Here is a 26,283-nt window from a genome sequence, read left to right on the forward strand (position 1 = left end):
TTGTTGTACTAAACCTTTTCCCTAAATCGATCCCAAACTAACCATTTTCATATAAAAAGGCTGCCGAGTCAGCCTCGGCAGCCTGCAACAGTTTTATCGGATGTTTCCTATATTTTCTGCTGAGATCCCAAAATGCTTATTTTTTCTTTCAATGCTGCTCTTTCATTTCTCTCCCGAACTTCTTCCTTCCACCACAAAGCTTCCTCTGAATTCATTAGTATTTCCTTTATCTCACCAGGATCTTCTACAGCGGGGTACGATCCCCTTAATGACCTTCCTGCTGTTTCTTTAACGAATAATGCTACTACAAAAATCCCGATAACACAGACCGTGATCAAATAATAAGCCGGCAGCATACTGTTATTCGTTGCTTTAACGAGCCATGCTACGATTAAAGGTGTAGTTCCGCCAAAGATGGAGGTTGAAACATTGTACGTTATCGCCAAGGAACCATATCGTACCTCTGTGAAAAAAAACGACGGCAATGCAGCAGGTAATGTGCCTTGAAAGGCTGTAAACAAACAGCTCAGGGTCAGCAATCCCAGAAAAGCCAAAATGCTTGAACCCGTGCCCATCATGAGGAACGCCGGAATGCTGAGTACGATCGTACCGATTAACGCTCCTTTAATCAGGCGGTTTCTTCCAATCCGATCACCCCAGTATCCCATTGCCAAAACAAAGGGAATCATTGCAATCATGACAAATAGGATGAGGACCAGCCCCTTTGTTTCACCAAAACCAAGCTGTTCTGATAAATAAGAGGGCATATACGTAAGAATCATATAGTTTATGGTGTTATAGAAAAAAACGACGCCAATGCAAATCAAAAGGGAACGCCAGTGCTCCGTAAAAATATGTTTCAGGGAGGTTTGCTGTTTCCTCTCTTTTGCCGATTCCTTCATCGCCTGGAATGCCGGGGTTTCTTCCAGATGCGATCTGAAATAAAACCCGATCAGCCCTAAAGGTGCGGCAATTAAGAAAGGAATTCTCCAGCCCCATTCAAGCATAGTTTCAGATCCAAGCAGAAAGGTAAGCAGAGTAACTAATCCCGATCCGGCGATGAACCCGACAAGTGTTCCGACTTCAAGGCCGCTTGACATAAACCCTCGTTTCTTATCAGGTGTAGATTCAGCGATAAACGTCATCGCACCTGCATACTCTCCTCCGGTAGAAAAGCCTTGTATCATTCTTGCAACAAGCAATAAAACTGGTGCTGCGGCTCCGATCGTTGCATAGCCCGGAATGAGTCCGATGCTTAATGTGGCAATGGCCATCATGATTAACGTTATGGCCAAAACTTTCTTTCGGCCTAAACGGTCACCCATCATTCCAAACACTATACCGCCGATCGGCCTCGCGATAAATGCCACCGCAAACGTTGCAAAAGCATAGATTAACTGGGCAGAAGGATCGATTTCAGGGAAAAATACTTTACCAATCGTAACCGCTAAGTAGGAATAGATGCCAAAATCAAACCACTCCATGGCATTGCCAAGAGATGTTCCAAATATTGATTTTTTCGCAATTTTATTGTCAACAACTGTGATATCCTCTTTGGTCAGCTTTTCTATTTGTCCTCTTTCCACATCGTACCTCCTCTTAATACCGTAAATCTTGCTTGTTTTCTCACTCATCTCTTTTCAGTTAGATAGTTTATAACAAACGACTTTTGGTTCTGTCATTTCTTGTATCGCAAATTTAATTCCTTCCCGTCCCAAGCCTGACTTCTTCACCCCGCCAAACGGCATGGCATCGATTCGGTAGTCACTGCTGTCGTTGATCATGATGCCTCCTACATCCATCCTGGCAATCGCTTTTTGAGCTTTATCAATGTTTTTTGTAAAAATACCTGCCTGCAGTCCGTAGCTTACTTCATTGGATTTTTCAATGGCCTCATCCACATCCGCAACAGCGTATAGGAGTACAACCGGGCCAAAAATTTCTTCTTTTGCAATTGTGCTGTCATCCGGAATATTCTTTAGAACGGTCGGAGAATAAAACGCTTGATTACGCTTGCCTCCTGTCAGCAGTTCAGCCCCTTTATCAACGGCTTCATTCACAAGACTCTCTACACGCATCGCCTCCTTTTCAGTGATTAGCGGACCTATATCGGTAAGCTCTGACAGCTTATCGCCTACGATATACTGTTTTGTTCGCGTAACAAACGACTTTTCAAAATCGGACATAATGCTCTGCTGAACATAGATTCTCTGCACACTCAGGCAGTTTTGGCCGGCTGCCCAATAGGCTCCGGAGACTGTGGATTCAACGGCATCATGCAAGTCCGCATCTTCCAGAACAATAACCGGAGAATTAGAGCCGAGTTCCATACTCACCTTTTTTAAGCCGGCTTTTCTTACAATCTCTTCTCCAGCCTCTACTCCTCCTGTAAAGGAAATCATCCGAATGGCTGGGTGAGTGACAAGAACATCTCCAATCTCGCTTCCATGTCCCGTAATGACGGACAATACTTTTGTAGGCAGCCCCCCATGGGCAAATGCCTCAGCAAGCAGCAGCGCACTTAGCGGAGTGACCGTTGCCGGCTTTACGATGATAGCGTTTCCTGAAGCAATTGCCGGCCCTACTTTATGGGCGACCAGGTTCAGGGGGTCATTAAATGGAGTGATCGCGCCAATGATTCCAATTGGAAAACGCTGATAGTAGCCGACCCGGTTGTTGTTCCCTTCCATTTGGTCAAAGGGAATGGTCTCCCCCTGAATCCTTCTTGCCTCTTCTGCACTGATACGGAGGGTCTGAATGCATCTTTCGGTTTCTTTTGCAGCTTCACGGATCGTCTTGCTGCCTTCCTTCGCAATGGTCAAAGCGTACTTTTCTTTATTGGCTTCAATGTAGTCTGCCGCTTTATGAATGACAGCCATCCGTTCATACACCGGCATGGCGGCGGCAATCTTTGCTCCTTCTTTTGCGTGCTCAATACAAGCCAGCATATCTTCTCTTGAAGCTGCAGGAACAGTGTCTATCATTCTGTTATCCTGCGGGTCCCGAACCTCAATGGTTCTATCACGGTGTACCCATTTTCCTGCTAAAAACATCTTTTGGCCAGCAACCTGAGTCGTCATCAACATCCCCGCCTTCCACTGTTTAAATGTTTACGAGTTTTCTTTCGCGATCAATGTTAATTAAATCGATTAACAAGGAAAAGCCTGTTTCAACCTTACCTGCACCTGCTCCGCTTAGCGTAACAGTTCCTAAGAGATCACAATCATAAGCAATGGCGTTTACAGCTCCGCTGATGGAAGCAAGCGGATCAGTCATATCGATCTTTTCAGGAGCGATAGAAGCATTAACTTTCCCGTTTTCTTTACGAGCTTTGGCCAGCAGTTTCCACCGTTTCCCTTCGGCTTTTGCCTCTTCAATATCCTTCAGGGTGAGATCTGTAATCCCCCGGCATGATACTTCTTCTACCAGCAAAGGTTCGTTCATCACATAGTTTGACAGAATGGTAATCTTATATCGCGCATCATAGCCCTCAACATCACTGGTTGGATCGGCTTCTGCATAACCCAGTTTTTGGGCTTCTTTCAACGCTTCCTCATACATTACTCCCTCTTCTTCCATCTTGGTTAAGATAAAATTGGTAGTACCGTTTAAGATGCCGCGAATTTCTGTAATCTCATTCCCCGCCAAAGCGGCAGCAGGCATCCTTAATGAAGGGGTTCCGCTCATAACTGTTCCCTCAAATCCCCAGTACACGCCTTCCCCTTTTGCCAATTCAGAAAGCTCCTTATACGCCAATGCAACCGGGCCCTTATTGGTCATGACCACATTTTTTTTCGCCAAGAATGCCGTCCGGCAATGATCGATGGCAGGCTGTCCTGTACGTACATCGGTATAGGAAACCTCAATAATGGTATCCGCATTAGTTTCACGAATGGTCCTTAGGCTGTCCCAGCCGGTCACGAGGCCAGGGACCGGCGGGTAGTTTTCCAGATTTCCAGTATTCCGCAGCACTTGTAAAACCGTATTAATGTTCAGACCGTTTGGGTGATAGATTGAACCTTTGTTAAAATCAGAGATGGCCACAATTTCAGCTTCAAAATGCTCATTAGCCTTTAAATCTTCGTGCTTGTCCCTTAGAATTTCAGCCAATCCCTGGCCGACTGTTCCAAACCCAATAAAAGCAAGTTTATGTGCCATATGTGTCTACCTCCACCTTTTCACGGCTTGGCAGGAATACCTCGCCTTTTAAATACTTTATAGCTGTCTGTGCTAGAATCGCTGTCCCGATTGGCAGGCAGTCTTCATTTATATCAAAAAATGGAGTGTGCAAATCTCTCTGGTCTTGTCCTTGCTCGGCACATCCCAAAAAGAACATGGCACCCGGCATTTTCTGTGTTACATATCCAAAATCTTCTCCGCCCATTCCAAACGGGCCTCTTTTAATCGTGATTTCGGGATAAAGCTCTCTTGCCGCCTCCATAAACCACTTGTTGATGGTTTTATGATTCTTCAGCGCAGGCTCGCCCCGGTCTACTTTGAAAGAGTACTCTCCTCCTAGAGGCTGAACAATCGAAAACGCCTTTTCCAATTCTGAGGCGAGCATGCCGCGTATTTCAGGTGAATAGCTGCGAATCGTTCCCGATATGGATACCTCGGTAGGAATAATATTGCTTGCCGAACCCGCATGGATCTCACCTATGCTGATCACGGCTGACTCCATTGCCGATACTTTCCGTGCCACAATGCCATGCAGTGCCTGCATGACAGGCCCCAGCATCCAAATGGGGTCGGTTCCCTGTTCAGGATAAGCACCGTGTCCTCCTGTTCCATAAATTTTGCCCTGGAACACATCAACATTGGCCATGCTGTAGCCATCGTTCACTTGAATAGCACCAGCCGGAAGCCAAGGGCACATATGGAGGGCTATGGCTGCGTCTGCTTCATCATAGACTCCTGCCTGAACCATATACGGAGAACCTGAAAGTCCTTGTTCATCAATGCTTTCTTCTGCCGGCTGAAAAACAAATTTTACCGTACCCTGTATATCTCCCCGTTCAAATGCATCTGCCAGAAGGCTGGCAACCCCCAGCAGGATGGACGTATGGGCATCATGACCGCAAGCATGCATCACACCCTCGTTCCCGGATTTGTAACCAATTGCATTTTTCTCATGAATGGGTAAGGCATCCATGTCTGCGCGGATACCGATGACCGGTCCTTCCCCTGAGGTAAGGGTTCCTACAACACCAGTGGGAACACCCACTCCGATCTCCGTTTTCATTCCGGGAATCCGCCTTAATGTTTCTGCCACAAGGCTTGACGTTTCAAATTCCTGAAAACTGACTTCAGGGTTTTGATGGATCTGCCGCCTCCATGCAATCAATTTTTCATTCAACCCTTTTACCGAAGCAGCAACAAACTGATGATTTGCCATTTGTCATTCATCTCCTCAAACACACTTGCTATCTTTTAGACTTTTAAAGCAATTTCCACATGTTGAAAAGCCTGCTCAAAGTCTGCAATAATATCTTCGATGTCCTCTATGCCGCAGGAGATGCGGATCAATCCTTCAGGAATTCCCATCGCCGCCCGTTCTTCCGGTGTACATTCCACGTGGCTTGTCGTACGTGCAGGGCCGACGGTTGTTTCCACTGCGCCAAGATTGGCCGCACGGTTAGCAAATTGCAATTTTGGAAGCAGGTCCCTGACCGTTTCGACGCCTCCTTTTACCGCAAAGCTGAGCATTCCGCCAAATCCCTTCATCTGCTTTTTCGCAATTTCATGGTTTGGATGTGTTTCAAGTCCAGGATAATAAACTCCTTCTACCAAGTCTTGCGTTTGGAGGAATTTAGCAAGCTCCATTGCATTTTCACTTTGCTGGCGAACACGCAGCTGAAGGGTTTTCATCCCCCTTAAGATGAGGTAAGCAGCCATCGGATCCATCGTTGCTCCGTTGATTTCACGGAAATGATAGATTTTTTCCACCAATTCCCCCGAACCGCAGACTACGCCTCCAAGCGCATCGGCATGTCCTCCCAAAAATTTGGTCGCACTATGGATGACAAGATCTGCTCCCAAAGCGAGCGGATTCTGGTTGATCGGTGTTCCGAACGTATTGTCAACTACCACTAACGCACCCGCTTCACGTCCTGCTTTGGCCATCCTCTCAATGTCTGTAATTTTAACCGTTGGATTGGTTGGTGTTTCCAAATACAGAATACTGCAGCCTTTTGCTACTTCTTTTTCAATCTGTTCATGGTTTCCGGTTTCACATAACGCAACCTCGATCTGCTGCCGGGGGAGGAATTCTGTGAATATTTTATTGGTTCCGCCATAGGTATCCTTGATGGAGACGATCCGGTCACCAGGCACTAAAAAAGTAGAAAGTGTATTGCTGATCGCTGCCATTCCAGTTGAAAAACTCGTAGCTGCTTCGGCTCCTTCGAGAATTTTTACTTTGTCTTCAAAAGCCTGGACCGTCGGATTTGTGTTTCGTCCGTATATATGCCCTTTTTTCTTCCCGATGGCGACGTCATACCATTCATCCATATCGTCGTAGCCATACGCTACACTTAGAACGACCGGCACCTGAGTAGCACCGTGCACCAAATACTCTTTTTCCCCTGCCCACACGGACTTCGTGCCTGCTTTAACGTTTTGATTTGTCATGAGATCACTCCTCGTTAATTTTTTAAGGCTGCTTCTTTGTTTTCTATTTTCAAACCAAGTCCTCGTTTCAACATTTCTTGAAAAGCAAACAAAGCGATGGCGGTATCCTGTACTCCTGTTCCGGTTAAGTCACAGACCGTAATCTGTTCTTCATCCTGCCGGCCTACTGTTTTTTGCGAAGTCAGCTCCCCGAGCTCAACGATAGGTTGTTCACGGGATAAAAGTCCTCGATCATATGCATGATGAAGTTCGCCCAACCGCTCACATTGAGCGATGGTGTCGCAAACAAGCCGGCCGGCCTGTGCCAATACTTCAGCCTCGAGTTCCTGCTTGTGCTCGGCGTCCGATCCCATCGCTGTAATATGAATTCCTGGATGGAGCCATTCTGCTTTAATCACCGGTTCCTTTGCCGGCGTTGTTGTAATGACGAGATCGCTGTTACGTACAACCGCCTCTGCGCTTTCGACCGCTTTTACCTCAATCCCAAGTTCAGCTGACATTTCCTCAGCATAGGCCTTCGCCCGTTCAACTGACCGACCATAGACGAGCACCTCTTGAAAGTCCCTTACTAGCCGCAAGGCTTTTACCTGGTATCTCGCCTGGCTTCCTGAGCCGATCACGCCAACGGTTTGTATCTTTTCTCTTGATAGATATTTAGCAGCAATAGCACCCGCGGCAGCCGTACGAATATCGGTAAGATAACCGTTATCCAGCAAGATCGCCTTCGGCACACCTGTTTTTGCACTGATGAGCATCATCAGTCCGCTTCCGCTCGGCAGGCCGATCTGGTAATTGTTAAAAAATCCAGAAGACACTTTAATCGCAAACATGTCTTTCCCTTCGACATAGGCGGTTTTCACGTCCACTTCTCCGTTCTGATCATGAACATCAACCCGCATGATAGGCGGCATGGTTACTTTATCTTCGGCTAGGTAAGAAAAGCCTTCTTCAACAACGGAAAGAGCCTCCGGGTTTAATGAGATATGCTGCTTCAATTCTTGTTCTGTGAAAATATACATTTTTCCCTTCACCCCTTTTAGTTCATGTTCGTTTCCAGTACTCCATCTTTGATAAACAGCTGTCTTGGCATTGAAGCAAAGGCTTCACAGCCGTCCGCTGTTACCCGGAAAGATTCGCTGGCTTCAAAACCGTATTGATCAAGCCAGATTCCGGGGATAAGGTGGAAGGTCATATTCGGCTGCAGAATGGTTCGGTCTCCTTTCCGGATGCTTGCCGTGTGCTCACCCCAGTCCGGCGGATAATTAAGTCCCATCGCATAGCCAAGCCTTGATTCTTTAACAATGCCGCTTTTGTGGATCGTCTTTCTCCACGTTTCTTCAATTTCCTCACAGGCAATTCCCGGCTTGATCATGTCCAGGCATGCATTCAGCCCTTCTACTACAACATCGGAAAGATTTTTGAGCTTGTCGGATGGCGGTCCGATATTTACTGTTCTTGCAAGCGGGGAATGATACCGTCTATAGCAGCCTGCCAGTTCCAAAATGACGGAGTCCCCTTTTTTATACCGGTCATCCGTCCAGGTCAAGTGAGGTGTAGACGTTTTTTCTCCTGAAGGCAGCAGGGGCACGATCGCCGGATAGTCACCGCCAAAGTCTTTCGTCCCTTTGATTTGGGTATGAAAAATCTCGGCGGCCACATCACATTCCCTGACGCCTTCATTAATGAGCCCGATTCCTTTCATCATGGCATTTTCCACAATTTCAGCGGCGCGTTTCATATACGTAATTTCGGCATCTGATTTTACGAGGCGAACCCAGTTTACTAATAATGTGGCATCTTTAAACGAAGCATTGGGCAGCCCCTTCTTTAACTGCTCATAACATTTAGCCGTAAAATAATAATTGTCCATCTCCACACCGATCGAACGCTTGTCCTGCCCGATCTGCTTTAGGATATCGGCCACAAAATCCATAGGATGCTTCGAGTCCGATTGGACATAATCGTCGGAATAAGGAATCAGGTTCTCATGGTAAAGCCATGACGTTGCTTTTGCCCCATTGGCATCCTGGCCGCGGCCGATCCAGATCGGCTGATCTTCGTCATTAATGACGATCAGCATTTGATGGACGTAAAACGACCATCCATCGTATCCTGACAAATAGTTCATATTGGCCGGGTCTGTAATCAGGAGGACTTCTATTCCTTTCTCTGCCATACTCTTTTTCGTTTTATAAATTCTTTCCTGATATTCAGCTGTCCCAAATGACATAGGACCTTCCCTCCTGTTTCTGTATAATTATTAGAATTTTATGAATAATTAATTTATAAACTTAGTATAGAACACCCTCCATCTATTCATCATCTGCAAATATGTATGAACTTTTGTAAAAAGTTTTAGTCAATTTTTCAGAATAGCTAGCACACATAAAAAAAGAGCTTGTCCATGTTCAGACAAGCTCTCAAATATTTTATAAATAAAAGATTGTTAATTTATCTTTGAATGTATTTAGCTGTTAATAGGATATCGTGCTTCAGTTAACCCTAACTTCCAGGTTTTGATACTGAGATCCAATAAAAATAAATCATCCGTGTCGATCAGGGAAAGGCCGGTCAGGGTCTCTATTTTACGAAGCCTGTACAATAGGGATTGCCGGTGAAGATTTAACAGGCGCGCGGTCTGACTCACATTTCCGTGGCATTCATTGTAGGTGGTGAACGTTCCGATAAGATCCATAGTGCGCTGCTGGTCATATTGAATAAGCGGTTCGATCGCTGATACGATGATTTCTTTCATTTCTTCGTTCTGTGCAAGAGTCAACAACACCCGATCAACCTTTGTGTTTTCATACAGTACCCGGTGTCCTGCTCCCTTCTTATTTCTTCCAATCTGCAGTGCGGTCTTTGCCTGGTCAAATCCTTTATTAAACCCAGTAACCTCCTCCTGATGCCCGCCGATTCCCCATGAAATGATGACATCCGGCAGCAGATTCCGGAGACGCCTCTCAACCAGATCCAAAAAATGATGTGCAGGGTTCTCATTGCTTGTGATTTCTACAAAAAGAATAAGTTTTTCGCCTTGATAGGTCATCATCACTTCTTTTTTTAGATATTGTGCCGCATAATAAATTTCTTCCTCAATGTAGCGGATCATGCTGTCAAGCCAGTGCTCATACGAATCATAGTGCTGCTTTCTTTTTTTAAACAATAGTTCCAGGTTTTCAGGATAGCCAGCAATACAAACATAAGGGAGTTTAATATTAAACCCGAGCAATTTTGCTCTGGATTCAGCTTGTTCCCGGGAAGAAAACTCTCCTTTTGCCAATTCCTGAACAAAATCACTGCGAAGACGTATCTCCGTTTCTTCAATGGCATTTTGGCGCGACAGCCAAAGAGCGATCGTGGTAGCAGAATGTTCGAGCACGTTCACACGGTATTGATTTAAAAACTCTTCGATCACCAAATCGTTTGGAGGCAGAACAAATAAATATCCCTGTATATCACCTGAAGCCTTTAGTATTGGCAGTTGAAGAATTGACTCACCCTCACGTTCAATAAGATGAAACTTTTGAAACATCGGATCCTGCGGCAGAACGGCAGGTGTTTTTTCTGTGGAGATGCAATCTTTCATGTCATAGTATTTCCATCTGGCGTCAAGCTCGCATGCTTCAGCCCTGTCCTGAATAATTCCCGCTCTGTCCGTAATAACGAGAGGACAGCCTATATGTTTTTGAATATAACCGGATATTTCGTTCAGGCTTGTCTCCTTCAGAATGAGTTTAAGGAGTTCCTGCTGAACTTTTTCGGATTTTTCCCGGTCTTTAAACTGCCTGTCATTGAGTTCTCTAAGAACATCTTCAATGATGGTAGCAAAACGGATTTCCCATGGAATTTCGATAATGATAAAGTTATGTTTTTCTGCAAGCACCATCACTTCTATTGGAACATCATATATGTAACGGCCTAAAGCAATAATAAGCGCTGAAGCTTCAGATTGTATGATGTCTTCAACAAATTTTTTGAATAACAAAACATCATGGCCGCACCCAATGGCCGTGCTCAGGACCACTTCATTTTTGCGGACAAAATTCTCTACTGGCATCTCTATAGCAGAAATCCATTGAACATACCGTTCGTTCAGGATATGGCCCCCAGTTCGTACTCTGGCATTTTTCATAATCTCGAAGTTTAATATATCCCCTACTGCTAACCTCATATGAACCCTCCTGACCGCAAGATGTTCCTTCCTGAATTATACATATTGTTAAATATAGCACATCACAATAATCGGGAAGATCTCTACTATATTTTCAACACAAAACCAAATTCCCCTGTACAATCTTACGGAAAAATGGGTAATTTCAAGAAGGTGAGTAGGTTTGAAGAATTCGTTGTACCACCGAAAGATCTACATTATGGCCTGTGATAATGACAGCAATTGCTCCTTCCTGGCGCTCTATTTTCTTTCCTAATAATGCTGCAATTGCAGTACTTGCTGCTCCTTCCATGATCATTCGGTGATGATCCATCATATAGGCCATGCTGTAGGCAATTTCATCTTCAGAGATTAATAGAACCTGGTCCATATACCTTTTTACCATTTCAAAGGTATAGCGATTGTCCAGGCCAATTCCTCCGAGCAGGCTGTCAGCAAGCGTGTCCTTCTCAGGTAATTTTACGGGTTTCCCTGCTCTAAGGCTTTCATACATCACTGCGGATTCTGCCATGGAAACCCCAGTCACTCTGATCCCCGGGTCGTTTGACTTAACCGCCATACCAATGCCGGATAGCAGCCCCCCACCCGAAAGCGGCACGATCACATCAGTTAAACATGGAATATCTTCAAGCAGTTCCAAACCAATGGTACCCTGTCCTGCGATTATGTGCGGATCATCGAATGGCTCGATCACGGTCAATCCCTGCTCTTTTTCTAATGTGAAACATCTTTCGCCAGCCTCATCCTGGCTTTCTCCACAAAATTCAATGACAGCACCCAGTCTCTTAAGAGAATCAACTTTTGCTTTTGGCACCCGGTTGGATATACAAACAGTGGCCTCAATGCCTAGCTTTTTCGCCACATAGGCTACTGCCATTCCATGATTTCCCGTAGAATACGTTGTAACTCCCCTCTTTTTTTCCTCTTCACTTAAACTTAAAATTTTGTTCGCTGCCCCCCGGACTTTAAATGCTCCTGTATCATGAACCGTCTCAAGTTTAAGATAAACAGGCCGTCCTGCTCTTTCAGATAGAATAAAAGATTCAACAGCAGGTGTTTTTTTTATCAAGGAACCGATCCTCTTTTTGGCTTCCCACACCTCCCGAATCCTCACTTCAGCTTTTATGTTTGTACTTATTATTTCATTCATGCTGGTCCCCTCCCTGAGTATCATTCCTACTTCGGATTATATAGTATGAATATTCTGTAATCTACTGTTAATAGTGAATAGTGATTGAATTGAGTTTTCGTACAAATTGACATCAAAAAGGCCGCCGGGTTACGCCGGCAGCCTTTAGACTTTTTATCATTTACCTTCAAGAACTACAGCACTAAGTGCAGGAATCTTTATCTTTTTGCCCAGCAGGGTACCGAGTGATTTGTTTCCCGCTTTCTCACCATTGGCAAGCACCTTCCATGGTCCGACCGTTGGAAGAGAAATCGTTTGTACAGTTTCGTTGGCGTTGTACACGACAACTAGATCTTTTGCCTTGTCTTTGTTTGCGTGTCCTTTCAGATCATAAATGACTGTATTTTTCGGAGCTGGAAGGAACATTAAGTGACTTCGGATATCCTGTGCTGTTCTCATTCGGAATGCCGGATGGCTCTTGCGCAGCTTGATAAGGCCTTTCATATAATCTACTTCTTTGCTGAAGTCTGCTCGGCGCTGCCAATCAAGCTGGTTCACAGAATCAGGAGATCTGTAGCTATTATGATCGCCGCCTTTCGTTCTCATGAACTCCTGGCCGGCATGCAGGAACGAAATGCCTTGTGACGTCAGGATAATAGAGGACGCAAGCTTGTGCATTTTCTTACGGGTATCAACTGAACTCTCTGGATTGGTCAGCTGCAATTTATCCCATAAGGTGTGGTTATCGTGAGCTTCTACGTATGTGATCACTTGCTGCGGATCTTTATAGGTCGCCGTCGTGCTTGGATAATCGATGCCTGCTTTTACACCTTCTTTAATGGCATCCTCTGTACCCGGTTTACCGTTCACAAATCCTTTATCTGTATCATTGAACACGCTGCCTTTTAGACCATCACGTATGCCATCGTTGAAATGAGCGATTCCCGGCATTTTTCCGGCATTCTTTTGATTCGCTTTGGTTTCAGGATCAATCGGTGTGTTGAGATCCCAACCTTCGCCAAGCACTATAATAGAAGGATCAATTGTGTTCAATGCTTTTCTGACCTGGTTCATCGTTTCAACGTCATGGATGCCCATCAAGTCGAATCGGAAACCATCCAGATTGTATTCTTTGGCCCAATAGCTCACAGAATCTACGATAAATTTGCGCATCATCTTATGCTCTGATGCCGTATCATTCCCCACACCTGTACCGTTCGCCAATGTCCCATCTTCGTTATAGCGGAAATAATAGCCCGGTACAAGCTTCTGGAAGTTAGACTCCCCTGCTGCGAACATGTGGTTATATACCACGTCCATAATGACCCGAAGTTTGTTGTGATGCAGGGTGTTGACCATCTGTTTCATCTCATTGACCCGGACTGCTGGCTTATAAGGATCAGTAGAATACGAGCCTTCTGGTGCATTATAGTTCTTAGGATCATAGCCCCAGTTGAATTGCGGTTCATTCAATTTTGTCTCATCAACCGTATTATAATCATAGATTGGAAGCAGCTGAACGTGTGTAACACCGAGATCTTTAATATGGTTCAGTCCTGTTTTTACTCCCGCTGGCCCGGTTGTTTTTTCTTCAGCTACTCCCAAGAACTTTCCTTTATGCTTGATGCCGCTTTTTGGATGCATGGATAAATCTCTGACATGAAGCTCGTAAATGATGGCATCTTCAGGAGTGAAGGCCTTCATTCTTTTGTGAAAATGCTTCGGATCGGTATTATCCAAATTGATAACAGCACCCTTATCGCCATTTACCGTTACTGCACGTGCGTAGGGGTCCACGGCTTCATTCCACTGGTCGCCAATCTTTACTTTGTACGTATAAATCAGACCCTCTTGATTGCCGTTAAGAGTTGTTTTCCAAGTGCCTCGCTCGGACTTCTTCAATGGCAGCTCGGTCCCCTTCTCTTCTTTCCATGATTTGTAGACCACGATCTTGGCTTCACTAGCAGTTGGTGCCCAAAGCCTGAAACTCGTTTCTTTTTTAGAATAGGTGTTTCCTAAATCTTTACCGTTATAGAAGAACTGCTTATCAAATTCCGGTGTACGGACCACCTTGCCAGTCTGGACGGCAGCTACTCCAAAATTCTCTTTAGAGATCTTGTAAACTTTTGTAAGATCCAGATTTTTCGTAGTGATGACTTTAACTTTGTTTGTAAAATCGCCTGCTTTGCTGTCATAAGGAACAACTTCTTTTATAGCTGCTCCGCCTGATAGTGAAAGACCGTGATTTTTTATATCAAACGGGAAGTTGGTTTCAAACGTAATTTCATTGAACCCATCAAGGCTGGCTTTTACGATTTTCGGCGTACGGTCGACCAAGTCTTTGTCATAATAAATGCGCTCCTGCCCCTGTGCGATCCACACTTCTGCAGAACCGTCTTCGTGAAACTTTGTTACGTATCTATCATTAAATTCCTTATCCGCCCACTCATTTCCGGGCACGCTTTTTCTTACAATAAGCCCGATTTTATGAACGTCCTTCAAGTTTTCCAACTTGATGTTGGCCACTTTGCCAAATTCATCTTCATCGGTAAATTGAACCGATTTTCCTTCGCCGTTCTCCGGCCAGGTCCATAGGTTCCAGCCCTCATATTGATTGTCGTATCTGAAATAGTGAAACTTCACATTAATATCTTCATAAGCAGGAAGGTCTCGGTACTCTCCATCTGGCGGCTCTGTGTAAGTATTGTCATCACCGGACTTCACCCAAACTTCGCCTTCGCCGGCAGAGATATCAATAAAACGGTCTCCTCCATCCTTTTCCCAGCTGTCCGTTCTTACGATGAAGCCGACTTTCTTGTATGTACCGTCAAGCTCGATCTCGGCTACCTTTCCGAACTTGTCCTCTCCTGTAAACGGATAGGCTTTTCCTTCTCCGCCTTCAGGAAAGACCCATAAATTCCAGTCCTTCGTGTTGCCTTCTGCAGGCTTGTAGTGAATCGTGACTTTTGTTTTTCCAGACACCGCTTCTGCAAACGATTGCACAAAATAGAAAGAAAAAAACCCCCCAATGACTAAAGTAAAAATCGAGAGTAATGCAATAAATCGCTTGATCAATGCCAACTTCATTCCTTATCCTCCCTTTACATTACAAAATGTGGATTTCAAACATAACTTTACCATTATAAAGAAACAAATGAAAGCGGTTGCACAATAGATGGGTAATTAGTCTGATTGGCAAAAAAAACGAATTAGAGGTTTCTAATCCGTTTCCGGTTTTACTTTTTCCAGTAACTCGCTGTAATACCTGACTTGCTCAGGAAACAAAGCCATCTCTTTCTTTCCTTTTTCACTGACCCCATACATTCCCCTGGCAATTTTCTCAAACCAGCCATAATAATTTTTGTTCAGAATCGAAAGGGTTTTCGCACCTGTCCCTAGCTCCCGAAGCGCTTTTGGGGACAACGGCCCAAGCTGATCAAGCAGAAAGGCGATCTGGATGCAATTTTCTTTGTAGGCGGTCATGAGCTTCTTTTTGTTGCTGCCTCCAACATTATAATCTCCATTTCTTCCCTTAATTTCTTCCAGAAGCTTGGTTCGTTTCTTCTTATAGCGCTGCTGGCTTTTTAACCGGTCAAACGCTCCAGGAGAAAGAATGGTTTCCACTACAGGTCCGCTTTTTGGAAATGAAACGAGCAGCAAGCCAAGCTCCAGCCTTCTGATCAAATGAAGGGTGTCCTGCCACTTTTTTGATCTTAATTTGTATTTAGGCCACGGAATAGCGATGTATACGAAATCCGTCAGCCTTTGTCTGTTTGTTGCCTGGACGAGGAGGTCAACATTCAGATTCAGCTTCAATTCGACAATGATCAATTCATCTTCCTTGACCACCACAATGTCACAGTGGTTGACCTCCCCATACACTTCAAAGCCTTTTTCCATAAAAAAATCCCTTACTGGTTCGTACAAGTCTGTTTCATATCGTTTGTCATTTTTTTTGTTCATAAAGACCTCTGCCTGTCTTTTTTAATGGCTGTTTTCGCAACCATTGTTGCTCTTGAGAGTGGTTGATTTCCGTTTCAGGTTGCTCGCTTTCCGCGGGGCGTGCGCTGAACCCCTCGGCGCTAGCGCCTGCGGGTTTCACCTGTCACGCTCGTCCCGCTGGAGTCTCGCACCTTGCACTCCAATCAACAATCATTGAAGACTTTTCACAAAAATGTTCCCAAAGCACAATCTTTTAGAAAAAGAGACGTTTTCATTCATTTTTAATTTAATTTTCAGGTAAATTTAATTGCTCTTATGTATGGTTGATTATGTAATCATCCATCTTCATAAAAAAGGAGGAAATAGATTTGGAAAACATTGAAAACACTCAAACCTCTATCGGACGCCAAATGCTGAATAAAGTTCCGGAGGTCACCATTTTCTTTTGGATCATTAAAATTATGGCCACAACGGTTGGTGAAACAGCAGCCGATTTTCTTACCTTCAAGCTGCACTGGGGACTGACCAATACAACCTATGTCATGAGCGTTCTCTTGATCATCACCTTGGTCTTTCAGTTTAAAGCTAGAAAATATATACCGAGTATTTATTGGCTGGCGGTCGTGCTCATCAGTGTAGTTGGAACATTGATCACCGACAATCTCACCGATCATTTCGGAGTGCCCCTGGTGACATCGACGATTGTTTTTTCCATCGTATTAGCCATTACCTTCGCTGCTTGGTATGCCGCTGAAAAGACCCTTTCAATCCACTCCATCTTTACAACGAAACGGGAAACCTTTTATTGGCTCGCTATTTTGTTTACCTTTGCACTTGGTACAGCAGCCGGAGACCTTGTCTCTGAAGATATGGGATTAGGCTACTGGAAATCCGGAATTATTTTCGCTGCTGTGATTGCTTTAGTAACCCTTGCTTTTTACAAGTTTAACATGAATGCAGTTCTTTCCTTCTGGATCGCCTATATTTTAACACGCCCACTTGGCGCTTCAATTGGCGATTTTCTTTCACAGTCCCACCATGCAGGAGGACTTGGTCTCGGAACGACTGGAACAAGTGTGATCTTCCTGGTTATTATTTTGGCTCTCGTTACTTATCTGACGAAGACACGAAGAGATGAGTCCCCGCTGGAAAGTTAACCTTTATGCTAGCATAAAAAGCGCTCCATTTTCAGGAGCGCTTTTTTGTATGCTTACATTTTTTTATTTATAATTCTTCAAAATCACCTTTCGTAAGCATTTCATAGTACTCTGTTTCTTCAATCTTTCCTTTTCCGTCACAGTATTCACATGCTATATCTGTATCAAATTCTCCCGTTCCCTCACATTCAGGACATGCGATATACTCATCCTCCTCTAATGAAGATGATCTAAATTGAAAGAGCGAAAGAAGTTTTTCTAAAATAGCCACAGTGTATCGCCTCTTTTTAAAGATTTGATGGTTCAGTTCACCTGAACCTTGTGTCAACTGTAGCATGTAAAATCCTTTATTTTTGGTTTTTCATTTATTATTAATGTTCTCCTCAGCAAAATTTAATGTTATGCCTCTTGAGTCGTTTGGTAAAAAATCGGAATTCGTAATTCAACCTCTGTCCCTTTTCCTTCCCTGCTTTTTATATCAATATCGCCTCGATGAAGCTTCATAATGATTTTAGCAATGGATAACCCGAGGCCTGTTCCTCCCGTTTCCCTGGATCTTGCCTTATCCACACGGTAAAATCGTTCAAAAATGTGGGTGACATCCTCTTCTGGTATACCGATTCCATAATCTTTTACATGAATAAAGGCTTGCCCTTCTTTTTGGCGGACCGTGACTTCTATTTTGGCTTTGCTGTATTTTATCGCATTATCGAGAACGATGATGATTACCTGTTTCATCTTTAATTCATCAGCTTCAACATACACTGGCGGATTTTCCTGATGAAAGAGGATTTCCCGTTTATAAATACTTTTCAGCTGTTTGGCAAGGCTTTCGCAAACTTGAGTAAGATTTACTTTTTTAACATGTAATGTGGTTTCATTTTCAGATGAGGCCAGATCAAGCAGTGTCTCTGTCATTTTTTGCATCCTCATCGCTTCCTGATGAATGGCTTCTATCGCTTCTTTTGAGAGTTTTTCGTTTTTTAATCCTCTTCTTCTTAATAAGTTCGCATAGCTGCCAATAACCGTGATTGGCGTTTTCAACTCATGAGAGGCATCAGAAACAAATTGCTTCTGCCGTTCAATATTTTCTTGCAATCTGCTGATCATGTGATTAAATGTGTTGGCAAGGGTATAGAGTTCATCCTTCGATCGATTTTGGATAAATATCGTTTTAGGAACCCCGCTCTGTTCAATGTCCTCCATCGTTCTAATCATTCTGGAGATTGGCTTCATGATCACGTTGGAAAGCAACCTTCCTCCTGCCAAAGAGAGCAGAATCGTAATGGCTGAACATGCCGCTAAGATTGATAATAGCTTGTCTTTCTTCACTTCAAGCCCTGTTACCCTCTGTGCAATCTCCATCGTATAGGAAACATTGTGATTCGTTGAGATGGGAACGCGGACAAACTGGAACTGTTCTTCACCGATCTGCCGGAGCTCGGATTCCTCTTTGGGTGAAAATTCCGCTTTTACCTTTGCCAAGTCTTGATCATCTGTAATTTGCTTGGTGACCACTGAATTCTTATCTACTAAACGGATAAAAGAATGATCCGACAGATAGACTTCCAACAAGTCCTTAGTCAGAACTCCTGAACCCTGATTTTCTGTTTTTTTAATAATCTCGTGAGCCTTCTGAATGAGGAACCGTTCTTCAATATTGCCGATGGTTTTCATAAATGTAAAAAAAACAAGAACATTCATGATGAGAAGGATAAAGACCAGCCAGGCTGTTGTTAAGATGTTGATCTTTGTGGTGATTTTCACTTTACTTCTCCTTCATGGTGTAACCGACACCACGAACGGTCTGAATTAATGGATCGGATGAATCATCTTCGAGTTTTTTCCTCAGGTGCCGGATATAAACATCGATCACATTGGTTTCTCCTTCAAATTCATAGCCCCAAACATTCGTTAATATTCCTTCGCGTGTAACGATCTTATTTTTATGATGAAGAAGATAAACAAGCAAGTCATATTCTTTTGGAGTAAGTGATATGCTTTCTCCACTTCTTGTCACTTCCCTTGATTCTGTGTTCACACTTAAATCCTTAATCGAAAGCTTCGGCTGCTGGTTTCGGTCCGCTTGCCAGCTGATGATGGAAGAGTGATAGCGGATGGAGGACCGCACTCGCGCCAGCAGCTCTTCAATCTCGAACGGCTTCGTGACATAATCGTTCGCTCCCAGATCCAGGCCCATCACTTTATCCAGGGTTGTATTTCGGGCAGTTAATAAAATTACCGGTGTATGGCTGCCTGCTTTTCGCAGCCTTCTTAACACTTCTATTCCGCTCAGTTTCGGAAGCATGACATCCAAAAGGATCAAATTATAATTTTCTCCTAGTGCATTCTCCAGTCCTGACAAGCCATCATGCTCGATGTGGACTTCATAATCCTCATATTCCAGTTCTATTTTAAGGACTTTAGCAATCTGCACTTCATCTTCCACGACTAGAATCCGTTGTTTCACTACATCTCACCTCTTTAATGCTGTACTATTATTTTTCAACTTTATCATGAGACACGTTTCAAACTTCTTATTTTAATTGAATTTTAATGTTGTCTTCAGTGTTTTTTCAGTTTACAGAACTATACTTAATTTTTGATACAGAATCATCCACACCTGAGATTCTATGTATGTAAGGAGAGAAATGTATGAATGATATTATCTTTCAATGGATCAACAGCTTGGCAAATCAATCGGTCTTTTTCGATAAAAGTATGATTTTGCTGACCAACAGTGTGCCCTATTTAGCCGTAGCCATGATCTTGCTGCTATGGTTTATTCCAGGAACGTCACACCATATAGAAAATAAACGTACCGCGATATATGCTGGATGTACAACTGCCTTCGCGCTTTTGCTGAATCTCATCTTACACCTTGTTTACTATCATCCACGCCCGTTTGCCGTCCACCATGTACACAAACTGATTCCACACTCCATGGATTCTTCTTTTGTAAGTGATCATGCCATAGTAGTATTCTCTATCGCATGGATTTTATGGATGAGGGGCAGCCGTTGGCGTGTGCCTGTCCTCTGCTGGGCGGTAGTGATTGGAATTTCACGTATCTTTGTTGGTGTTCATTACCCGGCTGATATTGCAGGCAGTGCAGTAATTGCTTATGCATGTGGATATTTGGTCGTGCGGTTTTCAGCTAAGCTGGAATTTTTCGTACAGTTTATCTTGAACGTGTACCGCAGAGTAAATTTCTTTGAAACAGATGAACTTGAAAGAAAAGAAAAACTATAACCTATTGTGGAAGTGATCACACATGGAACAGCACATCAGTTATCTTCTTGCACATTTTGGTTATTTCGGGATTATTATGGCTTTGATTGGAGGAATTGTGGGGCTTCCTGTACCTGACGAGCTGTTCCTCACTTTTATTGGATATCATATCTTTAAAGGTGAGATGGCCTACATTCCAGCTTTACTCAGTGCATGGGCTGGATCGGCTGCAGGAATATCCATCAGCTATCTTTTAGGCGTTAAATTAGGTTTACCGTTTTTAAAGAAATTCGGCCCGAAACTTCATCTTACTGAGGATAAAATCGATACAGCAAAAAAACTTTATGATAAATACGGTCCCTTCCTATTATTTATCGGTTACTTTATACCGGGTGTAAGACATTTGACCGCTTATCTTGCGGGCATAAATGGTTACTCGTTCCGAAAATTCTCCTTTTTCGCTTATACAGGCGCCCTGATCTGGACCATTACGTTCCTGACCTTTGGATACCTTCTCGGAAACCAATGGAAATCCATAGAGATGTATATGTCAAAATTCAGTGTAATCCTTGTGATGCTGATGGCATTCATCTTGCTTGCTGTTTTTGTGATTAAAAAAAGAAAAACGATTTAAGTTCGAAGCCTCAGCCCTTTAAATATCAGGGCTGGGGCTTTTGTCTTATAAATCCTTCTCACCATATCTTAACCTAAACATATTCTGTATTACCACCACCATGGGCATAAGCCCGTTTAAGGAATATGAAACGATGAAGGGAGAGAAAAAAATGGGCGTTGAACTTACAGCGCTTCATTGGATTTATGTCGTGTTCATCTTTTTGATTATCGGCTTTATGGTATTAAGACGGGATACGACCCTGGTCTGTATCATCGGGATCTTCTTAATTGCCATAACGGCTACAGGCTCGTTAAGTGCTTCCGTCAGCAGCATCTTCAACAGCTTTGCTTATGCAATCACTGAGCTGCTCTCTACTATCCTGGTCATCTCGATTATCGTGGCGATGAGCAAAACGCTGACGGCTACAGGGATTAATGATGTCATGATCTCCCCGTTTTCAAAGCTGATACGGACTCCCGCTCTTGCCTACTGGACGATTGGGATTCTCATGATGATCATCTCCTGGTTTTTCTGGCCTTCTCCTGCTGTTGCCTTGATGGGAGCCGTCCTGCTTCCTGTCGCAATACGTGCCGGGCTCCCCGCTCTCGGTGTGGCGATGGCGATGAACCTCTTCGGACATGGAATTGCATTGTCTGGAGAAAAAGTATGTTATTATAAAGTACATACATATCATACTAAATGGAGTGAAACACTTTGTATACACCATTCTCACAAGCTGACTATAAGCCTTCTGATAAGCCTAAAGCATTGTATTTAAGGAAGTCAAAGAAAAGTAGCGGTAAAACCGAAACAGAAACTATAGAAAGCCATATGAAGCGATTGATTGACTTCTGCAAGGAACAGGGCTGGAATGATTATGTTATCTATAATGACTATGTGGCAAAGTCTACAAACGTAAAGAGAGAAGAATATAGAAAGATGTTAAAGGCTTGTTTAGAAGGAAAGCATGATTTAATTATTGTTGTGGAAGAATCAAGACTATATCGTTCAGTCAATGAACAAACGAATGTTTATGAAGCAGTAAAAGGTACAGATATTGTTATTCTTTCCATACGTGAAGGGTATATTTTCCCTAACGACAAGAATCAGTTTCTACCTAATATCCTTCGTGGTGCTATGAATGAACAGGAACTATTGAACTTTGCTTATAGAATGAATATAAAAGTTTTGGCAAGTGCTAAGGAAGGTAGCTATGTCAATAAGTCACCTTTCGGTTACTTCAAAGATAAGGACAAGCTGATACCACACCCTATTGAAAGCAAGACATTTAGGTATATTGTGGACAAGGTATTAGAAGGATATGTAATAGCTGAGATCATTGGACAACTTAACCAACTGGGATATACCACTAAGTCTAATAAGAAATGGAAAGACGTTGGTACAATTACACGAATGTTGGCTAATCGTGTTTATTTAGGTGAAAGTCACTATTACAGTAAGATGTTTGGAGAAGATGTTATTGTTAGAGATACCCACCAGCCTTTATTAACAATAGAGGAATATCAAGAAGTGCATAATATGATTAAGTCACGCAGTAGGAATCCACAAGGAATCCGTTACACTAAAATAAATACTGTACTGGATAGATTAGTGGTATGTGGTATGTGTGGAAATAGATTACCTATTCATAAGTCATGGACTAATAAAGAAGGCGTTACATCTTATCAGATTGGAAAATGTCAGAAGGTTATCGGTGAATTTAACGAAAAGAAATGTCCTAATAGATCAATTTCCATGAAGGAACTACTTCCCCACTTTTATATAGCTGTTGAAAGCTATAAGGAAGCGTTAAGAGAAGAAATAAAAAGCGTTGATATAGATACCACCAATGATAAGAAAATCAGCGTTATGAATCAAATAAAGGACATTAAAGTCCGTATGGCTGAAATACAAACTGAAATACAAAATGCAAAAAGTTATTTAATCAAAGGAATTTTATCGGAAGCAGACTATGTAGGATTAGTACCACCATTAGAGAAGGACGCAAAAGAATTGAATATGACACTAGAGTATAACGAGAGGCTACTGGCTAGTTTAAATGATTATGATAGAGGTTCAGTTATTCAAAATGCTGTTGATTCGCTATATAACATTGAGAACGAAAGCATTGAAAATCAAAATAGGATATACAGACTACTGTTTGAACACCTAGAATTAGTAAATACAGTAGATGAATTTGAAATAAGACTAAAAGAAAAGGACGTCTCCAATTAGGAAGCGTCCTTCTTTGTTTCTGTATTTGATTGAGATAATTTTACGATTGCCTCAGCTACTTGTTTATAGTTAGGATTAGTGGCTTTGATTATGGTTACTTTCGGCATACGTTTATTTTTCATAATCACATCACCCCACGTAAGCCATAATATTCAGATTGATTATTTTGGTTTTAAATTTTCTACTTCTTTTTATTTCTTTCATCTGTACCAGCACCTCGTTGAATTTATTTATTCAAAGAAGCACTTGCGAAAGACTGTCATTTTAGGACAAGTTAGTTTATCTTTGTTTGTCCTATTGTTTGTCTTTAAGTACCTCTCACTTAGGTACTTTCAAATTCAGTATGTTTTAGGACATGGAAAATAAAAGAATTATAGATTGCAATAAAATTTCACCTGATAGCCTGTAAAACCCCCTATCCCCAAAGAAGGACTAATAGGGAAATCTTTTATAGGTTTCCTACGGTGAATAATGACATTGGATTGATCTTTCCTTTTAGCTAAGGTGTGGCTTTGTTGCCAGGCCTTTTTTATTTACAGCAATTGCAATTTTATTGCACCTAACAAAACTATGAAGAAGGTGAACAGCTTGGAAGATAATAACCGTATTCCATACGGACAACTAGACAACTTAGATTATCGCTATATTCGACAAGTTCGATTCCTAAGGAACAAGACGCTAAAGCAAATGGAAGAATTTATGGGTGTAGACGATTCTGTTATTAGTCGTCTTGAAAATGGACATTTAGAATTTACACCTATTTATCAGGAACGTTTTAAGGACGCTATGAAGCGTTTAAGAGTATCAAATATTGAGGTTGCTAGTATCCGTAAAATACTAGAAATGAAGTCACAACGAGGCTATAAGTGATGATTACAGTTATCTTGCTATTGCTGTTAAAGGGTTTAGTTGTGGTTAAAGAAAAGCAACAAATTGAAGTTAACTAAAAATTATAAGGTGGTTATCTATTATGGAAAATTTTAATCCTGAATTTATTAAAAAATTGGCAATGGGTGATGAATCAGCACATGAGGAAATTATATCTTTACCATTAACAGTTCGTATGGCTTTAGGTACAGCGGTGGATAAGATGAAACGTGATGAAAATATCGTTCCTATGGACGGTGGAAAAATGTCAATTTACGAACAAAAAACAAATTCTTATTCAAATGATGAAGAAGTGGCGAACGCATTGGCAGAACGTAACCGTATATTACGTGAAGCTGAGGAACGCAGAGAACAGATTAGACAAGAACATTTAGAGAGGGAAATTAAGGCAAGGGTTGAACGTGCAAGGGCTGGACTTACTATGAATGACAGACGCTAATTAAGGACGCGATTGTATGAAGTATGATAAGGCATTCATTAAAGCTGTGGCTAAAGGTGAACAGATGGCAATAGTTAAAATGCTGACACCTGAACAGGCTTTTGAATTAGGATTACAAGTGAAGAAATACGAACAAGACAAGAAATAATTCTCTCAAAAAATAGACCGTTGGCATTTAATTTGCTGACGGTCTTTTTCTATTACTTTAAAAGGTGGTTATTCAAATGGAACAGAGTATTAAACAATTAGTAACTTCATCATGTGCGAACTATATAAACGGTAAATGTATTTTATTAGACAGAGAATGTCAACTTATTTCAGGTGGTGAATATCGAGGTAAAAAGATACCAGCTAGCGACTGTTCATGTACTTACTTTGAAAAGTCAGTGTTACCAGCTAATAAAACTTTAGAGGCTATATATTATGGCAAACAATCTGTACAAAACAAGTCATGTAAGGGCTGTGGTAAAGGATTTAACTCAGTATCAAATAGGGCTGTTTATTGCGGTGATAGTTGCAGAAGATCAGCAAGGCGTTCAACGTTTATTAAAGCTAATCAAAAACGTACTAAGTAACAACAGTTAGAACTAAATAAAGCCTATTATATCAAGGGTTTCAGAGGTTGAAATTTAACGCGGAAGGGTTTTATACCTATCCGTTTTCTAACTGTTGTTTAACTAAATCAATAAAGGTGGTAAATCAATATGAATAAATCAGAATTTGAAGGTAAATTACATGAGGTTTACGGTGACACTGTAAAGCCCCTGTCAGCCTAAATAAATAAACAAGCTACAATGTGCTTTAAGTGTAAAAAGTGTGGACTAAGATTTTTTGGTAATCCTATCCATATGGTAGGTAAAAAACACCAGCGACACGTCTGTAACATGCCTTATGGCGATACAGACGGTACAAGACTAGGAAACGTTGGGGGTAAAAATAAAGCTAGAAAAAAAAAGAACTTTACTTTAACCCTTGAACAATTTCACCAACTAGTATGGGAAGATCACTCACCCCAAGAAATAGCTAAACAAATGCAAGTGAACCCTGACATCATAATTAACTACTTCAAGGACGAGGGGCTGATCTAATGAATCTAATCTTGTTTCAGACTAGTCTTAGAGAACGTAAAGCATATAAGGATGAAACTGGCACACTATATTTAGAATGTACTAGCTGTAAAGCTATAAAGACCAGTGACCTTTTTATTAGAGATAAATTTGGCTTTCAAGGTAAAAACTCTTTTTGTAAGTCTTGTAGGAACGAACTGAATAAGATTTATAGAATTAAAAGGGGTATGGCTAAATACAGCTAATAGCCCTTTCCTATTCTTCCTCGTCACCGTACATAGCCTCATAATTCAATCTAGCTATTTCCTCTATCGTCGGCTTCCAAAATGCTTTTCTGCTAATACTGATAACAGTTTAATTCGTTCCCCATTATCCATTTCTTCCATAGCTTTTAGTATTTGATCGGATGTCATTTTCATATATTAGCACCCCAAAAAGTATTGAAAAAATCCCCTATACGGAGGCTAATAGAACTTTATTTAGCCTATATACAGAGGATTTATCCGTTAATTAGTTTTTAAATAAAGCAATTTTTACAACCCATATCACTAAACCTAGCACTATTTTTGCAATTATATCTGCCCAAAATCTTTTGCTAATTACCATACGCTTTAAACGAGTGATGAACGGTTTCATTTATTTACCCTCCGAAGTTTATTCGGTGTAGCTGGTAAGGGAAACAAAAGTCTATTTAGTTATCAGCTGGAATTTACCCATTTTATTTTATCTTTACCACTCTTCACTCGTTTGGTTACCTATCGTTCATTTTTATTCG

The 26,283-nt window shown here is 42.1% G+C and carries 24 protein-coding genes and 1 pseudogene; 10 read left to right on the forward strand and 15 right to left on the reverse strand.

Annotation, left to right across the window (positions count from 1 at the left end):
- Window positions 1–107: 107 nt before the first annotated feature.
- The 11 genes from proP to AR335_RS11595 form a co-directional block, all read right to left on the reverse strand.
- Window positions 108–1,634, reverse strand: a complete 1,527-nt coding sequence (gene proP, locus AR335_RS11545; protein WP_082683459.1) for a glycine betaine/L-proline transporter ProP — start codon at window positions 1,632–1,634, stop codon at window positions 108–110.
- 6 nt (window positions 1,635–1,640) lie between these two features.
- Complete coding sequence (locus tag AR335_RS11550; RefSeq protein ID WP_062235656.1) at window positions 1,641–3,080, reverse strand: aldehyde dehydrogenase family protein; 1,440 nt, start codon at window positions 3,078–3,080, stop codon at window positions 1,641–1,643.
- A 22-nt stretch (window positions 3,081–3,102) separates the two neighbouring features.
- Window positions 3,103–4,158 carry a homoserine dehydrogenase gene (locus tag AR335_RS11555; RefSeq protein WP_062235660.1) on the reverse strand — a complete coding sequence of 352 codons (1,056 nt, stop codon included), beginning with the start codon at window positions 4,156–4,158 and terminating at the stop codon, window positions 3,103–3,105.
- On the reverse strand, window positions 4,148–5,395 hold the full coding sequence (locus AR335_RS11560; RefSeq protein WP_062235662.1) for a M20 metallopeptidase family protein: 1,248 nt from the start codon (window positions 5,393–5,395) through the stop codon (window positions 4,148–4,150). Before AR335_RS11560 ends, AR335_RS11555 begins: the two co-directional genes overlap by 11 nt.
- Window positions 5,396–5,430: 35 nt before the next feature.
- Window positions 5,431–6,630, reverse strand: a complete 1,200-nt coding sequence (locus AR335_RS11565; RefSeq protein WP_062235665.1) for a cystathionine gamma-synthase family protein — start codon at window positions 6,628–6,630, stop codon at window positions 5,431–5,433.
- A gap of 14 nt (window positions 6,631–6,644) precedes the next feature.
- A complete protein-coding gene (locus AR335_RS11570; RefSeq protein WP_062235668.1) occupies window positions 6,645–7,649 on the reverse strand; it encodes a cyclodeaminase in 1,005 nt (334 codons plus the stop codon).
- Between the two features lie 17 nt (window positions 7,650–7,666).
- Window positions 7,667–8,860 carry a M24 family metallopeptidase gene (locus AR335_RS11575; protein ID WP_062235671.1) on the reverse strand — a complete coding sequence of 398 codons (1,194 nt, stop codon included), beginning with the start codon at window positions 8,858–8,860 and terminating at the stop codon, window positions 7,667–7,669.
- Window positions 8,861–9,097: 237 nt separating this feature from the next.
- A complete protein-coding gene (locus AR335_RS11580) occupies window positions 9,098–10,804 on the reverse strand; it encodes a PucR family transcriptional regulator (protein WP_062235674.1) in 1,707 nt (568 codons plus the stop codon).
- A 145-nt stretch (window positions 10,805–10,949) separates the two neighbouring features.
- Window positions 10,950–11,954 carry a hydroxyectoine utilization dehydratase EutB gene (eutB, locus tag AR335_RS11585; protein ID WP_062235677.1) on the reverse strand — a complete coding sequence of 335 codons (1,005 nt, stop codon included), beginning with the start codon at window positions 11,952–11,954 and terminating at the stop codon, window positions 10,950–10,952.
- Between the two features lie 156 nt (window positions 11,955–12,110).
- Window positions 12,111–15,020: a type I pullulanase gene (gene pulA, locus AR335_RS11590; RefSeq protein ID WP_062235680.1), complete on the reverse strand. Its 2,910-nt coding sequence runs from the start codon at window positions 15,018–15,020 to the stop codon at window positions 12,111–12,113.
- Window positions 15,021–15,152: 132 nt separating this feature from the next.
- Window positions 15,153–15,896: a DUF2161 domain-containing phosphodiesterase gene (locus AR335_RS11595; RefSeq protein ID WP_062235684.1), complete on the reverse strand. Its 744-nt coding sequence runs from the start codon at window positions 15,894–15,896 to the stop codon at window positions 15,153–15,155.
- 62 nt (window positions 15,897–15,958) lie between these two features.
- On the opposite strand from AR335_RS11595, the gene AR335_RS23975 reads away from it, so the two are divergent.
- Both AR335_RS23975 and AR335_RS11600 read left to right on the forward strand, forming a co-directional pair.
- Window positions 15,959–16,132 (forward strand): hypothetical protein, encoded by a 174-nt coding sequence (locus AR335_RS23975; RefSeq protein WP_156418941.1) that lies wholly within the window; start codon window positions 15,959–15,961, stop codon window positions 16,130–16,132.
- A 153-nt stretch (window positions 16,133–16,285) separates the two neighbouring features.
- Window positions 16,286–17,032 carry a COG4705 family protein gene (locus AR335_RS11600; RefSeq protein ID WP_082683525.1) on the forward strand — a complete coding sequence of 249 codons (747 nt, stop codon included), beginning with the start codon at window positions 16,286–16,288 and terminating at the stop codon, window positions 17,030–17,032.
- A gap of 67 nt (window positions 17,033–17,099) precedes the next feature.
- Here the strand turns inward: AR335_RS11600 and AR335_RS11605 are convergent, their stop codons facing one another.
- The 3 genes from AR335_RS11605 to AR335_RS11615 all read right to left on the reverse strand — a co-directional run bounded on the left by AR335_RS11605 (window position 17,100) and on the right by AR335_RS11615 (window position 19,502).
- A complete protein-coding gene (locus AR335_RS11605; RefSeq protein ID WP_062235687.1) occupies window positions 17,100–17,303 on the reverse strand; it encodes a hypothetical protein in 204 nt (67 codons plus the stop codon).
- Between the two features lie 128 nt (window positions 17,304–17,431).
- Window positions 17,432–18,799 (reverse strand): sensor histidine kinase, encoded by a 1,368-nt coding sequence (locus tag AR335_RS11610; RefSeq protein WP_062235690.1) that lies wholly within the window; start codon window positions 18,797–18,799, stop codon window positions 17,432–17,434.
- Window position 18,800: 1 nt separating this feature from the next.
- Window positions 18,801–19,502 (reverse strand): response regulator transcription factor, encoded by a 702-nt coding sequence (locus AR335_RS11615; RefSeq protein WP_062235693.1) that lies wholly within the window; start codon window positions 19,500–19,502, stop codon window positions 18,801–18,803.
- 185 nt (window positions 19,503–19,687) lie between these two features.
- Here AR335_RS11615 and AR335_RS11620 point away from each other — a divergent pair, with 185 nt between their 5' ends.
- The 8 genes and pseudogenes from AR335_RS11620 to AR335_RS23145 all read left to right on the forward strand — a co-directional run bounded on the left by AR335_RS11620 (window position 19,688) and on the right by AR335_RS23145 (window position 25,016).
- Window positions 19,688–20,284 (forward strand): undecaprenyl-diphosphatase, encoded by a 597-nt coding sequence (locus AR335_RS11620; protein WP_062235696.1) that lies wholly within the window; start codon window positions 19,688–19,690, stop codon window positions 20,282–20,284.
- Window positions 20,285–20,306: 22 nt separating this feature from the next.
- On the forward strand, window positions 20,307–20,897 hold the full coding sequence (locus AR335_RS11625) for a DedA family protein (protein WP_062235699.1): 591 nt from the start codon (window positions 20,307–20,309) through the stop codon (window positions 20,895–20,897).
- 151 nt (window positions 20,898–21,048) lie between these two features.
- Window positions 21,049–21,540 (forward strand): annotated as a pseudogene (locus tag AR335_RS11630) (hypothetical protein); the annotation flags it as partial.
- A gap of 53 nt (window positions 21,541–21,593) precedes the next feature.
- Window positions 21,594–23,114, forward strand: a complete 1,521-nt coding sequence (locus AR335_RS11635) for a recombinase family protein (RefSeq protein WP_062235703.1) — start codon at window positions 21,594–21,596, stop codon at window positions 23,112–23,114.
- A 588-nt stretch (window positions 23,115–23,702) separates the two neighbouring features.
- Entirely contained in the window at window positions 23,703–23,984 is a 282-nt protein-coding gene (locus AR335_RS11640) for a helix-turn-helix domain-containing protein (RefSeq protein WP_234293252.1), read from the forward strand.
- A 100-nt stretch (window positions 23,985–24,084) separates the two neighbouring features.
- Window positions 24,085–24,441: a hypothetical protein gene (locus AR335_RS11645; protein ID WP_062235709.1), complete on the forward strand. Its 357-nt coding sequence runs from the start codon at window positions 24,085–24,087 to the stop codon at window positions 24,439–24,441.
- A gap of 16 nt (window positions 24,442–24,457) precedes the next feature.
- Window positions 24,458–24,589: a hypothetical protein gene (locus tag AR335_RS25180; RefSeq protein ID WP_255357570.1), complete on the forward strand. Its 132-nt coding sequence runs from the start codon at window positions 24,458–24,460 to the stop codon at window positions 24,587–24,589.
- Between the two features lie 76 nt (window positions 24,590–24,665).
- Complete coding sequence (locus AR335_RS23145) at window positions 24,666–25,016, forward strand: cysteine-rich VLP protein (protein ID WP_082683460.1); 351 nt, start codon at window positions 24,666–24,668, stop codon at window positions 25,014–25,016.
- A gap of 1,002 nt (window positions 25,017–26,018) precedes the next feature.
- Here the strand turns inward: AR335_RS23145 and AR335_RS25185 are convergent.
- On the reverse strand, window positions 26,019–26,144 hold the full coding sequence (locus AR335_RS25185) for a hypothetical protein (RefSeq protein ID WP_255357571.1): 126 nt from the start codon (window positions 26,142–26,144) through the stop codon (window positions 26,019–26,021).
- Window positions 26,145–26,283: the final 139 nt, after the last annotated feature.

The sequence above is a fragment of the Fictibacillus sp. FJAT-27399 genome, from assembly GCF_001510655.1.
Taxonomy (GTDB): Bacteria; Bacillota; Bacilli; order Bacillales; family Fictibacillaceae; genus Fictibacillus_C; species Fictibacillus_C marinisediminis.

Excerpts from the sequence above, each read along its gene's own strand:
- AR335_RS11550 (WP_062235656.1), bottom strand. The coding sequence starts at position 3,080 with ATGACGACTCAGGTTGCTGGCCAAAAGATGTTTTTAGCAGGAAAATGG.
- AR335_RS11620 (WP_062235696.1), top strand. The coding sequence starts at position 19,688 with ATGAATGATATTATCTTTCAATGGATCAACAGCTTGGCAAATCAATCG.
- AR335_RS25180 (WP_255357570.1), top strand. The coding sequence starts at position 24,458 with ATGAAGTATGATAAGGCATTCATTAAAGCTGTGGCTAAAGGTGAACAG.
- AR335_RS25185 (WP_255357571.1), bottom strand. The coding sequence starts at position 26,144 with ATGAAACCGTTCATCACTCGTTTAAAGCGTATGGTAATTAGCAAAAGA.
- AR335_RS11575 (WP_062235671.1), bottom strand. The coding sequence starts at position 8,860 with ATGTCATTTGGGACAGCTGAATATCAGGAAAGAATTTATAAAACGAAA.
- AR335_RS23145 (WP_082683460.1), top strand. The coding sequence starts at position 24,666 with ATGGAACAGAGTATTAAACAATTAGTAACTTCATCATGTGCGAACTAT.
- AR335_RS11560 (WP_062235662.1), bottom strand. The coding sequence starts at position 5,395 with ATGGCAAATCATCAGTTTGTTGCTGCTTCGGTAAAAGGGTTGAATGAA.
- pulA (WP_062235680.1), bottom strand. The coding sequence starts at position 15,020 with ATGAAGTTGGCATTGATCAAGCGATTTATTGCATTACTCTCGATTTTT.
- proP (WP_082683459.1), bottom strand. The coding sequence starts at position 1,634 with ATGAGTGAGAAAACAAGCAAGATTTACGGTATTAAGAGGAGGTACGAT.
- eutB (WP_062235677.1), bottom strand. The coding sequence starts at position 11,954 with ATGAATGAAATAATAAGTACAAACATAAAAGCTGAAGTGAGGATTCGG.
- AR335_RS11555 (WP_062235660.1), bottom strand. The coding sequence starts at position 4,158 with ATGGCACATAAACTTGCTTTTATTGGGTTTGGAACAGTCGGCCAGGGA.
- AR335_RS11600 (WP_082683525.1), top strand. The coding sequence starts at position 16,286 with ATGCTGAATAAAGTTCCGGAGGTCACCATTTTCTTTTGGATCATTAAA.
- AR335_RS11570 (WP_062235668.1), bottom strand. The coding sequence starts at position 7,649 with ATGTATATTTTCACAGAACAAGAATTGAAGCAGCATATCTCATTAAAC.
- AR335_RS11595 (WP_062235684.1), bottom strand. The coding sequence starts at position 15,896 with ATGAACAAAAAAAATGACAAACGATATGAAACAGACTTGTACGAACCA.
- AR335_RS11565 (WP_062235665.1), bottom strand. The coding sequence starts at position 6,630 with ATGACAAATCAAAACGTTAAAGCAGGCACGAAGTCCGTGTGGGCAGGG.
- AR335_RS11625 (WP_062235699.1), top strand. The coding sequence starts at position 20,307 with ATGGAACAGCACATCAGTTATCTTCTTGCACATTTTGGTTATTTCGGG.
- AR335_RS11580 (WP_062235674.1), bottom strand. The coding sequence starts at position 10,804 with ATGAGGTTAGCAGTAGGGGATATATTAAACTTCGAGATTATGAAAAAT.
- AR335_RS11645 (WP_062235709.1), top strand. The coding sequence starts at position 24,085 with ATGGAAAATTTTAATCCTGAATTTATTAAAAAATTGGCAATGGGTGAT.